This window comes from Spirosoma radiotolerans (assembly GCF_000974425.1).
GTDB classification, from domain to species: Bacteria; Bacteroidota; Bacteroidia; order Cytophagales; family Spirosomataceae; genus Spirosoma; species Spirosoma radiotolerans.
In genome coordinates this window covers 3945623-3961365 of the sequence record NZ_CP010429.1, presented here as the reverse complement: position 1 = coordinate 3961365, position 15743 = coordinate 3945623, and the positions used below count along the sequence as shown (strand labels likewise).

Below are 15743 nucleotides of genomic sequence, written 5' to 3'. Positions count from 1 at the left end.
ATAGACGGATAAACCCAGTTAAAACTTGTGAAGAAATATATTGTATTCGTGCTAGGGTTAAATCTGCTTGCCAGCCACGTCGTCCGGGCACAATTCATGATTCAACTGCCTGGTGGTAAAGCACCTGACTCCGTTAGTCGTATCGGAACCGAAGGTGTACGAATGGATAGCCTGGTGGAAAATAATGCGTTGTCTTTGGCCGCTACACCCAGAATAGCGTTTTTTTTGCCAGACTCAGCGCTGGCAACGGGTACTGCCGTTCTTATTTTTCCGAAGATTGGTTTGACCACTCGGTCCGTGGACCAGGAAAGTAGGTCTCTGGCCGCTCGACTAAACGCAAGAGGCATAACGGTTTTTGTGTTGCCATACCGACGGGCTCAAGATTCCTTGTTGACCGCCAGGGGGCAGGAGCCAGCGTGGAGCCCACAAGATTCACTGAATGCACTCACTATGGCCCTCGCTGATGGCAAACAAGCTCTGGGCTACCTACGTCAACACGCAGCCGAACTTGGCATCAGACCCGATCAGGTTGGCGTACTGGGCGTATCGACGGGCGGGACGCTGGCATTACAGCTGGTTTATAACACGACTAAAACAAACCGCCCTAACTTTGTGAGCCTTCTTCAGGCTGAGGTGGGTACCATGGCCGCCGAGTCGGTTCCGGCTGATGCGCCAGACCTGTTTATTGCCGCCATGTCGGGGGCAACAAGTGAAAATGCCCGCCGGGTGGCTATCCAGACTGCTGCGTTGTACCAGCAATGGCTACAGGCTGGCCGGTCGGCGGAGTTTCATGGTTATGCCCTGAACAGCCAATCCAGTGGTATTTCTCTGTCCTATACAGAAACTGATGCCTGGCTGGACCAATGGACAGACTGGCTAAACAGACAAGGTTATTGGCAAAAGCGGATGGTGGCTCAATCCCATCAGCCTATCCCCACTGGGCCAGCCGCCGTTTCACGTACGGCTCCTTCCCCAAAAACGACGGTGACCGTAAGCGCCCCGGCCGCAAGTCAACATCCAGCCCCACCAATCCGGCCTACCGAAGGGACAACGGATAATAAACCTTCTGGAGCGTCGACCGGCCGCAACGGGCTACTATCGGTTAGCGGCACCGTCCGCGATTCGGTAACGGGTCGAGGGTTGCCTGGTGCCACCGTTCTGATCGATTATGAAAAAATTGGCAAAGGTACCCATACCAATGAAGAGGGGCAGTTTTTTATCAGCCTACCTTCGGGGAAGCATATCGTCGTCATTCGAAGCGTGGGCTACCTGCCTTACCGAACCACCCTTTACCTGCGCGAAAATACGACATTGAACGTCCGTATCCCGTCCATAGCGAGTCAACTGGAAGAGGTGGTCGTGACCAGTAAGGGGTACGATCGAAACGTTCGTCAGCCCCTGTTGGGGGTTAGTCAGATTAATATTTCGACACTTAAAAAAATGCCCGCAGCCCTGGGTGAGGTTGACATACTGCGCGGTTTGCAGATGCTGCCCGGGGTGAGCAGCGTGGGCGAAGCGGCTAATGGCCTCAACATTCGGGGGGGGACAACGGATCAAAACCTGATTCTAATGGATGACACCCCCATTTTTAACCCTACCCACATGTTCGGGCTATTTTCGGTCTTTCCGGCTGATGCCGTTAGCGGGCTGGATCTGTATAAGGGCAATGTTCCTGCCCGCTATGGCGGCCGGGCCGCGTCGGTTCTCGATATCAGCCTGCGTAACCCCAGTCTTACCCAACTGCGTATGAGCGGAGGGATTAGTTTAGTCGCTAATCGATTAACCGTAGAGACACCCATCATTGCCGGAAAGGTAGCCCTGCTGGTCTCGGGCCGGGGGGCGTTCAATGACTTTCTGTTACGGGCGGTTTCCCCTCGCTTTGACAACATTCGGGCCAAGTTCGGTGATGGAACGGCCAAGTTGTTCTGGCGCGTGAATGATCGCAATACCGTGACTGCCATGGGTTATTATAGCCAGGATCTGTTTCAGACTGATTTGGTGGGTAGTCTGGCCAACGTCAATGCGGTGAATACGCAATACGCCCAGCAAACGGCCAATGGCATGGTGCGCTGGTTTCACGCCATTAGCAACCGGGTGAATGTACAGACAACGGCCCTGGTCGCTCAGTATATTCCCCGCATCCTGTCTACTGAAGACACGACCAACAATCAAGTGGTCTTGAAACAATCGCTGCTCCAGCGTCAGCTCAAGTCGAACCTCAATTACCAGTTAGAAAACCAGAAGCTTGAGGTTGGCGTTAGCGCCACGCATTACCGACTGAACCCCGGCGAGTTGATTCCGGGCAACAGTAAGGCGGTCAACTACCAGCAGACACCGATAGAAAACGCGCTGGAGCTGGGTATTCATGCCGAAGATGAGATCAGTTTGTCTGATCAACTGGCCGTATCCGCTGGACTGCGTTACTCGCATTTTTTGACGCTGGGTCCTTCGGTGGTTCGCCAGTATGCTACCCGCGAAGTGGCCGGTGTTACTCAGGTGATAGACTCTACCGTGTATGGAGCGGGACAGGTAAGTAAATCCTACGGTGGTTTCGAACCTCGATTGGGTCTACGCTACGCACTGACGCCTACTTCGTCAATCAAACTTGGGTATAACCTGATGCGACAGTATTTGCAGGTAATCACCAATACGACTACACCTCTGCCCACGGCCCGCTGGAAAACAGCGGACGCACACATTCAGCCTCAGGTAAGTCAGTTATGGTCGGCGGGATATTTTAGAAATTCGAAGAATACCATTTTCGAACTCTCGACGGAGGTCTACTGGCGAAGTACGCAGCATATCCTGGACTATAAGCCGGGGGCTGATTTTCTGTTGCAGCCCTACCCCGAAACCCAGTTGTTGACTGGACGTAGCAAAGCGTACGGGGTGGAAGTGATGATCGCCAAGAAAAAAGGTGAATTGACGGGCTGGATCAATTACACCTATTCCCGTACCCTGAATCAGGTCAATGCGGGCGTCGACTTTCAGCAGCAGATCAACGGGGGCAACTGGTACCGGGCCAATTATGATCGGCCCCACAGCCTAAATATGAGTCTAACCTTTAACCAGACTAAACACCATAGTTTCTCTTTTAATTTTGCCTATAGTTCGGGCCGTCCCTACACCAGCCCGGAAGGCTTCATTCGCTATCAACGCCGAACGTATCCTTATTACGACGAGCGGAATCAAAACCGGTTACCCGATTATCACCGGCTGGATTTTGCCTGGAATATCTACAATCCGAGCAGGAAGAATCGACGTTGGCAGGGACACTGGACCTTCACGGTTTACAATCTGTATGGACGGAAGAATGTGTATTCAATTTTTTATCGAACGGATGGCCAGGCCACTAAGCCCTACCAACTAAGCATTTTCGGGGCGCCTATCCCGAGTCTGACCTACAACTTCGAGTTTAAGTAAAAAGCATTACGTCAACGCGCTTCCGTATGCTACTAACCGGAGTTGACTTGGATTATGACCGATTTAAAGCTTGCTGGCTAAGTCGTTCTTGGGATATATCTCCAGGCCCATGACTGGCTGATTAACCTGACCGGATGTATACTCATCCACTGGCTTGATAATCAGCTGCTTTTTTAAGCGAGATCGCCTGGCTATATGGTAAACAAGCCCTAATCCGACTAAGCCTGCCAGCCCATAAATCACCATCGTTTGGGAAGGCTGAAGGCGTTCATAGAGCTGGCTGAGTCCCTGGGCTAAGTGATTGCCTAATAGAGACACCGTTGTCGCCCAGACCACCGCCCCCAATGCGTTGTAAACCATAAAGCGGGCTGAAGAGAAGCTGGCCAGTCCTAAGGCGGCTGGTATCGCGCCCCGTAAGCCATAAAGCGCCCGAAAGCCTATCACGAGTCCCGTGCCAAAGCGATTCATCAATCGCTCAATTCGCTGGTAGCGAATCTGCCAACGAGGCCGTGTACTGATAAACGTGCTGCCGTAGCGATGGCCCAGCCAAAAACAGAGCTGCGTGATACAAAACGACGAAAACGCGGCTAGTCCAATGACGACTGGCAGGGAAAAGTAGCCTCGGTGGGCCAAATACACCCCGACTAATAAAAAGGCTTCACTTTCCAACAGCACGCCGAGAAACAGCATGGGATAGCCGTAAGTGAGCATGAGTTCTTGAAAATCCATGGCACAATCGATGACGTTGAGTCCTAATAGAACTAGCTAAAAGCCAAATGGTTATTGAAACCCTATCTTCGCTTATTATAAATTTTCTATGAAGAAAAGCTAGGCATCTGTCGGCTAAAGAGGTCCTTGTCTAAGGAAGTGTAGGTGATCCGGTGAACCGGCAAGATTGCTACCAGACCAGTGGCTACGCTTGTTTATCGCTGAAGCCTTCCCGCGTCCATATATGACACATCAGCAAGTCATCAAGGTTCTCATCATGGATAAGAATCGCACTAATGAAGGCCACCATAAATTCGAGAATACGCGAATCGCGTATAAAAGGGTAATTCGCCCCGCTTTAATCGGGTCTTTTTCCCAGATTAGTCTGAAAGACGGTTGGCTACTTTTGTTGCCTATGGCTACCGACTCCAATCATTTCTCTATTACAGACAGGGCCAATCGACAGATTGAGTCCAGGCTTACCGCTTACATTAAAAGTGTGCAACTACAGCATACAAAGAGCCCGTCTACGCAGTATGTAACGGCAAGGCTGCTGAAGCGGCTCAATTCGCTTCGTTAACGATGCGTAAGAGCTAGTCATTAAGAATGTCACCTGCCGCCCTTAATTCGATGGTTTAGCTGCTTTTTGAAACGCCAATTACTAAATAAGACCATCCTGCCTTTAGTGCCGGTCTGACCCGACGCCAACCATATAGGAACACCGTACCTTGGCCAGTATCCCGTTGATTCATTGTTGAAGCTTGTCTTAACCAGGCAGGCCGAGTTAGAGATGTTGGTTTATGAAATGGATCAGCTCGATGAGTTGAGGCAAACGGATCCCAATCGACGTATTTTATCGATCATACATGTCGGTTAAACCAATTGACTACTAGAGCTCGTATACGACTTGATTTGGCCTCGTCTAGCTGACTAAACGTATGGCAACGCCTGCCGCCTTTTTATCAATTGCTGGAACACTATTTACTTGGAGCAGCCCGTAAATTCATTATTTTTCTGCTTCAGAGCCTCCTCATGGACCAGGCTCTATCCCTATAAACCATTGGACTCGTTCTAAATTAGGGGGCATCGGGCAGGTTAAGAAACTTTGAACGCTATTCGGCGTTAATGGGTTGAAAGGCACTTGCTATGAAGTCAATAGTTGCATTAGTACTGGCTGGTCTGATCCTGGGAAGCAGTTTGCTGCCCGGCTTCAGTATTGACCAATCGGCCAAGTGGGTCGAGTTGATGCAACATTATGAGCAGCACCGTGCTTCAGATGCGCAATTGAGTTTTATGGATTTTCTGGCCATGCACTACGGCGCTAATTCAGAACACCAGAAACATCCCAAACACAGCCATCAAAATTTGCCTACGGGTGGCCATACCATTCCCGTCTTTTCGCCCAATTCTGTTCGACTCCATTTCTCTTCAGCCGTGGGGGCCATCCTGGCCAACAAAACGGCCTTTTTTCGCAAAGCCGACCTGTATTCGTTCCTGTCAGTTTTCTCGCTCATCAACCCACCCCGAACGGTCATCGGTTGATCTGGTAAGCCTCATTGTGCCTATATAGGGGCATAAACCGCCCTGTTTGGGCTAATTTCCTATTTTTTATAGCCTTTAGCTGACGTCATCGGGCGTTAGTCGCTCTTGTCCCGTGTACCCATCCGGGCCAGGTTGGCATGGGCTGTTCATTCCTTATTCTGCCGTTTTATCATGCTAAATGCAATTATTCGGTTTTCCATCCGCAATAAGCTGATTATAGGCCTGTTTTCCCTTGCTTTGGTGGGTTGGGGCGGCTGGTCGGTTACCCAATTGCCGATTGACGCCGTTCCGGATATTACCAACAACCAGGTGCAGGTAATTACGAGTAGCCCTTCACTGGCGGCCGAAGACATCGAACGCCTGGTAACTTTTCCCATCGAGGTCAGTTTGTCCAACATTCCCGACATTACTGAACTGCGCTCGTTTTCACGCTTTGGCTTGTCCATCGTGACGGTGGTTTTTACCGATGCGACCGATGTATACTGGGCCCGACAACAGATTGCTGAGCGGCTTCAGAACGTAGCGGGCCAGATACCCCCTGGCGTAGGTACACCCGTGATGGCGCCTGTGACAACGGGGTTAGGTGAAATTTTTCAATACACCGTTACACCCAAAAAGGGATACGAATCCAAATATTCCCTGACCGACCTGCGCACCATTCAGGACTGGACGATTCGGCGGGGGCTGTTGGGAACACCCGGTGTGGCCGATGTGAGTGGGTTTGGGGGCCTGTTGAAGCAGTACGAAATTGCCGTAGACCCCGACCGGCTCCGGAGTATGGGCATCACCATTACCGATATTTTTACCGCCTTGCAGCAGAACAACCAAAACACGGGCGGTGCCTACATCGATAAAAAACCGAACGCTTACTTCATCCGATCCGAGGGTCTGATCACCTCGCCAGGTGATATTGGTGACATCGTTATCCGGCTTAGTGCCCAGGCCTTACCGGTGCGCGTTCGGGATGTGGCTACGGTGCAGCTTGGCTCGGCGGTTCGGTACGGCGCCGTTACACGCAACGGCGTCGGCGAAACGGTGGGGGCGGTGGTGATGATGATCAAGGGCGAAAATTCATCGGCGGTTATCAAACGGGTGAAAACAAAGATTGCTGAAATCCAGAAAACACTACCCGAAGGCATTCAGATTGTGCCCTTTCTGGATCGGACAAAAATGGTGAACAGCGCCATTGGCACTGTTGAGCGCAACCTGCTGGAAGGGGCTACCATCGTGATTTTTGTACTGGTGCTTCTGCTGGGTAATTTCCGGGCCGGTTTTGTTGTAGCCTCCGTCATTCCGCTGGCGTTGCTGTTCGCCATTGCCATGATGAATTTGTTTGGGGTGTCGGGCAACCTGATGAGCCTGGGCGCCATTGACTTTGGGCTGATTGTCGATGGGGCCGTTATCATTGTGGAAGCCACGCTTCACCACATTACGCTCCGCAATAAAGACAAAACCCTGACGCAGGACGAAATGGACGAAGAGGTGTTCCTGTCGGCGGCCCGGATTCGTTCGTCGGCGGCCTTCGGCGAAATTATCATTCTGATTGTCTACCTGCCCATTCTGGCGCTGTCGGGCATCGAGGGCAAAATGTTCCGGCCTATGGCCCTCACGGTTGCCTTCGCTATTCTGGGGGCGTTTATTTTATCGCTGACGTACGTGCCGATGATTTCGGCGCTGCTGCTGAATAAACAGATCGTTCATAAAGAGACGTTCTCGGATAAGATCATGAACCGGATTTATCGGTTCTATGAACCTGTGCTCCTTCACGCCTTGAAACATCGGCTGCTTATACTACTTTCTGCAGTATCCTTGTTGGCGGTCACTATTTTCTTATTTAGCCGAATGGGCGGTGAATTTATCCCGCAACTGGACGAGGGTGATTTTGCCGTCGACACGCGTACGCTCACGGGCAGCTCACTTTCCGAGACCGTGGATGCGACCCTGAAAGCCGAGCGGGTTTTGCTTAAACAATTCCCGGAGGTTGAGCAGGTGGTCGCCAAAATTGGTTCCGGCGAGATTCCTACAGATCCGATGCCTATTGAAGCGTCCGACCAAATGGTTATCCTGAAGCCGAAAAGTGAATGGACATCGGCGAAAACCCGCGATGAACTGGCGGCCAAAATGGCCGAAGCTCTCTCGGTTATTCCGGGCGTTACGTTTGGCTTTCAGCAGCCGGTTCAGATGCGATTCAATGAGCTAATGACGGGTGCCCGGCAGGATGTAGCCCTCAAAATTTATGGTGAAGACCTCCAGGAACTAACCCGGCTGGCCAATAGTGTGGGCCGGATCATCCGCACGATCGACGGAGCGCAGGATTTGTATATTGAACAAGTAGGTGGGTTGTCCCAGATTCTGATTAAACTCGACCGGGCACAAATTGCCAAGTTTGGCCTTAACGTGTCGGATGTGAACCGGGTAATCAATACCGCTTTTGCCGGTCAGTCGGCCGGTCTTGTCTTCGAAGGAGAAAAGCGGTTCGATCTGGTTGTGCGGTTGGCGGCAGACAAGCGGCAGAGCCTGGACGATATTCGTAATACCTACATCGCCACATCAGGCGGTCAGATTCCGCTCAGCCAGGTGGCTACGGTCACCATGGAGCAGGCCCCCAACCAGATTCAGCGCGACAACACCCACCGACGAATTACCCTGGGTTTCAATGTGCGGGGGCGCGATGTGGAAAGCATCGTGACTGAACTTCAGCAAAAAGTTGGTCGGCAGATCAAATACCCGCCGGGCTACTACATCACTTACGGGGGGCAGTTTCAAAACCTTGTCGATGCTAAAAAGCGGTTGACCATTGCCGTTCCCATTGCGCTGGGGCTCATTTTCGCCTTGCTGTTTTTTACGTTCGGCTCCGTTCGCCAAAGCCTGCTCATCTTTATGGCCATTCCCATGGCCGCCATTGGTGGCGTATTCGCCCTGCTGTTACGGGATATGCCATTCAGTATTTCGGCGGGGGTTGGCTTTATCGCCTTGTTCGGCGTGTCGGTGCTAAATGGGATTGTGCTGATTGCCGAGTTTAACCGACTCCGACATGAAGAAGGCCTGACCGATATGACCGAAATTATCCGGCAAGGGGCCGAGGTTCGTTTACGCCCGGTCATCATGACGGCGTTGGTGGCTTCATTTGGCTTCATTCCGATGGCCATTTCCAATTCGGCAGGGGCGGAGGTACAAAAACCGCTGGCCACCGTTGTGATTGGCGGATTGCTTACGGCTACCTTGCTCACACTCATTGTGTTGCCTATACTGTATTCGCTGGTGGAAAAGAATGTGCTGGAAAAAGAAGCGAAAGCGGCTACGAAAAAGTCGGCTACCGTGGCAACCATTGTCCTACTGATGCTCTTGTCGACGGGTGCCTGGGCGCAAACGGTACAAATGCAAACGATCACGCTGGAGCAGGCATTGCAGCAGGCGGGTAGCCGGAATACGCAGCTACAGATCGCGGGTCTGGGCGTGAATCAGCAGCAGGCCCTGCGCCGAACGGCCTACGATGCCGGCCGGTTGTCGGCGACGCTTATGCTGGGTCAGTACAATAGCCGCCGATTCGACAATAACCTGACGGTTACGCAAACGATTCCCAATCCAACGCTGATGCATCGGTTGGCCGACTTGAACGATCAGACCGTTGCCAGTCGGCAAGCGGGCGTGCTTGTTACCCGCAACGATGTTCAGTACCAGGTCAAATCGGCCTATTATGAGTTGACTTACTTGTATCAGAAAAGTCGCTTGTTCCGGCAACAGGACACTTTGCTCAATGAATTTGTGCAGGCAGCCAACCTCCGGTTCCGTACGGGCGAAACGGGGAGTCTGGAGAAAGCCACCGCTGAAAGCCAACGGGCCGATCAGCAGGTTCGGCTGGCACAGAATGAAGCCAATCGGGTAGAGGCTCGTACGCGGTTGCAGACGTTGCTGTATAGCACCTCCGCTGTTGACATCGTGGACCAACCATTGGCCAAACTAACACTTCAACTGTCGGCAGACACCGCTAACCTGAAGCAAAACCCATTGCTCCGGCAGTTGACTCAGCAAATCAGGGTGGCTCAGCAAAGCCGGTTGGTGGAACAGGCCCGGCTAAAGCCTGACTTTCTGGTGGGGCTATTTACGCAAACACTCGTTGGGAGCCAATTGATTGATGGACAGGAGCTCTACTTTGGTCCGGGCTATCGGTTTCAGGGTGGGCAGGTCGGTATTTCACTACCCTTGCTTGGCCAGGCTCAGAAAGCACGCATCAACGCAGCCCGAATTGGCGAGCAAATCGCCCAGACCGAGTTGCAGCAACAGCAGTTTGCCCTGAGCCAGCAAATGACGCAGGCAGTGCAGCAATACCAACAGTACCGCGATGCACTAACCTATTATGAACAGAACGGACTCAATCAGGCCGGATTGATTCAGAACAATGCCCGCCGGGCGTTTAGCAGTGGCGATATTGGCTATGTCGAGTTTTCGCTGGCGCTCCAGCAGGCGCTCACGATCCGATCAAACTACCTCGATCTGCTGAATCAGTACAACCAATCGGTTCTTTACATCAATTATTTACTGGGTAACCCGTAAGCCCACCGCTATTCTCTTACACTCGTATGAATTTTCTACTAAACTCCACTCATCTACTCCCTCGGCTCGTCCTGTTCATCAGCGTTTTCGTGGGGACTATGGCCTGCCAATCTGGCGGAGCATCGGACGAGGAGAAGACCAAAACCGATGAAAAGTCGCCAACGGCTAAAGCCGATTCGGGCGATGCCAATGCGCCATCGGGCCCGGTTGTGGTTGCGCTGACGCAGGCCCAATATGACATGGCTGCTATTGCGTTGGGCCAGCCCACGCTTCGACCACTGAGCACAACGTTGAAAGTAAATGGCGCTATAGACGTGCCTGCTCAGAATATGGTGTCGGTATCAGTGCCGGTTGGTGGGTATATCCGCCAAATTCAGCTTGAGCCGGGAATGCGCATCCAGAAAGGTCAAACGCTGGTCGTACTTGAAAACCCCGAGTATATTCAGCTGCAACAGGATTACCTGGATACCAAAGCCAAACTGGAGTTTGCCGACCTGGAGTTTACCCGGCAGCAGGAACTGAGCCGCGATAACGTCAATGCCTTAAAGATTTTCCAGCAGGTTCGGTCCAATCGGCAAAGCTTACAGGCGCAACTGGCGGGTATGGGGCAGCGGCTGGCTATTCTGCGGATCAATCCAGCCACATTAAGCCCTGAGCGCATGACCCGGACAATTACCGTGCCAGCGCCCGTGTCGGGCTACGTAACCGATGTGCCCGTAAATAATGGCCGTTTTGTAAATCCCGCCGATGTACTGGTGCAGATCACGAATGTTGATCACCCACACGTTCGGTTGAACATCTTCGAGAAAGATATTAGCCGTATTCATACCGGCCAGACCGTTCGTTTCGGCATGGGGAGTGATGCCGCCCCGAACCGCCGGGGAACGATCTTTCTGATCGGGAAAGCCATCGCGACGGATCGGACTATTTCGGTACTCGCTCACCCCGAGGGCACAGCCAGCGACTATATTCCGGGCGCTTATGTATCGGCGCAGGTGGATGTAAAAACGCAGCCTCTACCCGCCTTGCCTGAAGCCGCAATCATTGGGTATGGCGGCAAGTCGTACGTTTATGTACTTGACCGTAAAGATGCTAAAACGGCCGTCTATCATTTCCGGCAAATTGAAGTGAAAACGGGTGTGCGCGAAAACGGATACATCGCCGTTACACTGCCCAGCGACATCGACCCTCAAAAAACGCCTATTGTGGTTAACGGGGGTTATGGGCTATTGGCCAAACTCAACAACAGTGAAGAGGAGTAGGCAGACCCCACCCTCGACCCCTCCCCTGAAAAAAGGGCAGGGGAGACGTTTTGAGTGAAGTCAGTTTCTTAAAACTGACTTCGTACCACTCCGTGGTCCGTGCGGTCGGCGTTCCGATCCTCACGGACCACCTACTCGGTAGTCAAATTCGGCTGACATACGAGTGGTCCGAATCGTCCTTTTATCAGCCCATCGCTTTAGCCGGTGGGTTTAGCCAACATTGGTTCCATCTTCTTAACCGTTTCAACGGCTTCTCTAGTCCATGTTCTCACGGACTAGAGAAGCCGTTTTTTTAACCTAGTGCTTAGGTTGGTTCACGCGGTTTTAAAAATTGAAACGGCAATCCGTCCGTTCGTGTCAGTTTTAAGAATTGCAATGGCGACCCAGCTGACAGCACATAAAAAATAGCCTCCCGTCTTGGGAGGCTATTTTTTCCTTTTCAAATTATTGATTTTCAGTAGCTTAACTTTAGTCGTTTTCGTACTACTAAAATAAACGACAAAATTTTTGCTAGCCATGCAACCTGACCACGCCTGTCTAACATCTTCCTGTCAAATACCAAAACGAATACAACCTGAATAAAAAAGCAACATCAATTTTCCTAAACCCTACTTTTGACTACAGCCATGAAAACGATCAAACACCTCCTCACCTCAGCTTTACTGGCTACTTCAGTTGCTTCATTTGCTCAAACGACTACAGTGATTATTACTGCTGATTCAACGGTCTCGACAACTCATCATCGGAGAACCGTGGAGCGGATTACCTCCGATTTTAGTGTCTACCTGGGGTTCAATAATTTCGGTGGATCACTGCCAGCGGGTTACGATTTCCGGCCGATTGGCTCTCGCTTTGTGGCTCTGTCCTGGCAAAAACGGATTCCGCTTTCGGTAAAAGGCGATACCAAACTTCGGTTGATAACTGGCCCCGAAGTTGCCTGGAATAACTTCATGTTCGAGAATAGAAACACGCTGGTCGACCGGAACGGTCAACTAAGTATCGAACAGTCCGACGTCGAGTTGCGTAAATCGAAACTTGTAACGGCGCAACTGAACCTGCCGGTTATGATTAACGTCGCGTTCCGGTCGGGGCTAACGTTGGGCGTAGGCGCGTATGCTGGTATTCGGCTGGATAGTTATACTAAAGTGAAGCCAGAGGGTGCCTCGGCTGTTCGGACACACGGTTCCTACAACCTGAATCCCGTGCGTTGGGGACTTACCACCGAACTGGGTTTTCGGGGGAGTTCGAAATTGTTCTTCCGTTACGAGCCTACGAGCCCATTCCGCACCGGGCAGGGTCCAGATGCCAGCGTATGGGCCGTGGGTGTCAAAATCTGAACCAAGGTTTTATGAATTTATTGGCCAACTATGATTTTCGTAACAAGGCTTTCGCTGAAAGCAAAAATCTTAGTTGGCCAATAAATTCATAAAAATCCTGATTCAGGCATGCAACGCTTTGCTTTTGCCTTGTGTCTTTCGTGTGAATTCCCTCCCCACAAGTTAATCCCGCATTAAAATCCGCTTATCCTGCCGTTCAGACCGCTTGTGTAAGAACAGGTACTTTGTGATGCCTACTACCTACCTTTGCCATGTACTTCTGAAGAGGAGAACACAACCTCCTGAAAAGTCTACCATTATGAAAACTATTTTATCGGTCACGCTCTTAGGCTTATTTACTCTATCAACAGGGTTTGCTCAAATCCTGACGCGGGGTACCGTAAATGGGCAAGTCGGTTCCGCAGCAGGGAAGCCACTTGAATTTACAACGATGATGCTGCTGAAAGCCAAAGATTCGACACTGGTAAAAGGCGCAATCAGTGACGTTGATGGAAAATATGCTTTTGAAAATGTTGGCGCTGGTAACTACTTGGTTGCAGCTCAACAGATAGGTTACCGAAAAACGTATAGTGTACCGTTCGCTATCGACGAAGCCCATCCAACGATCAGCGTACCGGCCCTGGCTATGAGTGACGAAACCAAAAGCCTGACCGAGGTAAAGGTTGTCGCGCAGAAGCCGTTCATCGAGCAACAGGTCGACCGCACCGTGATGAACGTGGAAAACAGCATTGTGGCCAGCGGAAACACCGCGCTGGAAGTATTGGAGAAGGCGCCCGGCGTCACCATCGATCGGCAGAATGACCAAATTCAACTGAAGGGAAAGGCTGGCGTCATTGTCTACATCGACGGCAAGCAAACCTATCTCTCGCAGCAGGAAGTGTCGAACTTACTCAAAAACACACCTAGTGATAACATTGCGAGTATTGAGATCATCACCAACCCCGGCTCTAAATATGATGCGGCCGGTAACTCGGGGATCATCAATATCAAGATGAAGAAAAACAAGAATTTCGGTACTAATGGCACGTTTATCCTCGGTACTGGCTACGGTTGGGTAAATAACCTGGTTGGTGCCCGCGACGATCTGCCAAAATTCAACACCTCATTGAACCTGAACCACCGCGAAGGCAAGATCAATGTGTTTGGTAACTACAGCTATGTAAACCGCCAGAGTGCCCAAACGAACGAGATCAACCGGGCTATTCCGTACAATGGTAAGACGACTTACTTCGATCAGTATTCGTTCCGGCCAAATCAGTTTGCCGGTCACTCGTACAAAGCAGGGCTGGATTATTTTATCAGCAAGAAAAGTACAGTTGGGGTATTGTTCAATGGTTTCTCGAACGACTGGCGTTCCAATGGCCTGAACAACACGTACATCAGCGATCAGAATCGGCAGCTGACCAGCCGACCCACAACCAAAACCGATGCCCGTGAATTCATGTCGAACGTAACGGGGAATATAAACTACAAGTACGATTTTGACGGAAAAGGGCGTGAATGGACGGTTGATGCCGATTACGTTCACTATGGCGGACAGAACTCGAACAACCTGAGCACGATTTATTACAATCCTGACAATACGTTGAATCGCCCCAATCAGGATGTGCGGAATAACATGCCATCGGTCATTAACATTCTGGCTTTCAAGACGGATTATGTGCATCCAATGAAAAATGGTAGCAAGGTTGAAGCCGGTTTGAAAAGCAGCTTTGTCGATGCAGACAACAACACAATCTACGATACATTGCAACAGGAAACCCGCCAGTGGTTGCCCGATGCCAGCCGCTCAAACCAGTTCAAATACAACGAAAATATCAACGCGGCTTACATCAATTATGCGGGTAAAGTAGGTAAGCTGAAAATCCAGACGGGGCTACGGGCTGAACACACCCACTCGACGGGTACGTCAGTTACGCTGAACCAAACGGTTGACCGCAATTACCTGAATCTATTCCCGACGGTGTTTCTGTCCCGGCAATTAGACACGAATAACGTGCTGAACCTGTCGTACAGCCGCCGGATCGACCGTCCTGATTACCAGAATCTGAATCCATTCGTGTTTTACCTGGACCCCTACACCTATCAGAAAGGGAACCCTTTCTTACGGCCCCAGTACACGAATTCGGTTGAGTTGACACACGTTTTCAAGGGTGCTTTTTCAACGACGCTTGGTTTCAGCCGGACAACGGATTTTATCAACCAGGAAACACCCCGTCAGATTGCCGCTCAGAACATTACCTACGTAACCCCCGAAAACCTGGGTCATCTGGATAATTTGAGCTTGAATATGAGCTTCCCGGTGCCTGTTACGAAATGGTGGCGTATGCAGAACAACATCAGTACCTATTACCAGAATTATCAGACGGTTTACTCCGATACGCCTTATCAGGTGAAGCTGGTGGCTTTCAACCTGTACACATCCAACAATTTTACCATGAGCAAAACGGTGTCGGCAGAGGTATCAGCCTGGTATAATTCGGCTTCTCAATATGGCTTCTACCGGGCACAGCCAATGGGTGCGTTCAGCATCGGGGTTCAGAAGAAACTGATGGATGGAAAAGCCAATCTGAAACTGAATGTGAACGACCCGTTCTGGCTCAATCAATTCAGAGGCCGGGCTGCGGTGCAGGACATTGATTTCCGAGTGGGCTCACGTTGGGAAAGCCGCCGGGTTATGTTAACGTTCACCTACCGCTTTGGCAATCAGAACGTAAAAGGCGCCCGCCAACGGAATTCCGCCACATCGGCCGAACAGAACCGGGTGAAATCAGGAAACTAGAAAGAGGGATATAGGATGTAGGATGTATGGTATAAGGCAACGAGGGACGCTGGCACATACATCCTATATCCTACATCATACATGATAACGGACTTAGTTTAGGTTAAGAAAATGCGAAAGCCATTCCCGCCTTGA

General features: G+C 51.1%; 8 protein-coding genes. 7 read left to right on the top strand and 1 reads right to left on the bottom strand.

The genetic code is table 11. The annotated features are described in order from the left end of the window. The first annotated feature begins 27 nt into the window (after positions 1-27). Entirely contained in the window at positions 28-3423 is a 3396-nt protein-coding gene (locus SD10_RS16090; RefSeq protein WP_082111618.1) for a TonB-dependent receptor domain-containing protein, read from the top strand. A gap of 63 nt (positions 3424-3486) precedes the next feature. Here the strand turns inward: SD10_RS16090 and SD10_RS16085 are convergent, their stop codons facing one another. Further along, positions 3487-4152 (bottom strand): DedA family protein, encoded by a 666-nt coding sequence (locus tag SD10_RS16085; protein ID WP_082111617.1) that lies wholly within the window; start codon positions 4150-4152, stop codon positions 3487-3489. A gap of 223 nt (positions 4153-4375) precedes the next feature. On the opposite strand from SD10_RS16085, the gene SD10_RS16080 reads away from it, so the two are divergent. The 6 genes from SD10_RS16080 (at position 4376) to SD10_RS16055 (ending at position 15608) form a co-directional block, all read left to right on the top strand. Further along, on the top strand, positions 4376-4711 hold the full coding sequence (locus SD10_RS16080) for a hypothetical protein (RefSeq protein ID WP_148562462.1): 336 nt from the start codon (positions 4376-4378) through the stop codon (positions 4709-4711). Positions 4712-5277: 566 nt separating this feature from the next. Then, a complete protein-coding gene (locus SD10_RS16075) occupies positions 5278-5673 on the top strand; it encodes a hypothetical protein (protein ID WP_046575035.1) in 396 nt (131 codons plus the stop codon). Between the two features lie 171 nt (positions 5674-5844). Then, positions 5845-10227 carry a CusA/CzcA family heavy metal efflux RND transporter gene (locus SD10_RS16070; RefSeq protein WP_046575033.1) on the top strand — a complete coding sequence of 1461 codons (4383 nt, stop codon included), beginning with the start codon at positions 5845-5847 and terminating at the stop codon, positions 10225-10227. Positions 10228-10253: 26 nt separating this feature from the next. Next, entirely contained in the window at positions 10254-11489 is a 1236-nt protein-coding gene (locus SD10_RS16065) for an efflux RND transporter periplasmic adaptor subunit (protein WP_046575032.1), read from the top strand. Between the two features lie 626 nt (positions 11490-12115). Next, the gene (locus SD10_RS16060) at positions 12116-12826 is read left to right on the top strand and encodes an outer membrane beta-barrel protein (protein ID WP_046575031.1); all 711 of its coding nucleotides are present in this window, start codon (positions 12116-12118) and stop codon (positions 12824-12826) included. A gap of 298 nt (positions 12827-13124) precedes the next feature. Then, on the top strand, positions 13125-15608 hold the full coding sequence (locus tag SD10_RS16055) for an outer membrane beta-barrel protein (protein ID WP_046575028.1): 2484 nt from the start codon (positions 13125-13127) through the stop codon (positions 15606-15608). The last annotated feature ends 135 nt before the right edge of the window (positions 15609-15743 follow it).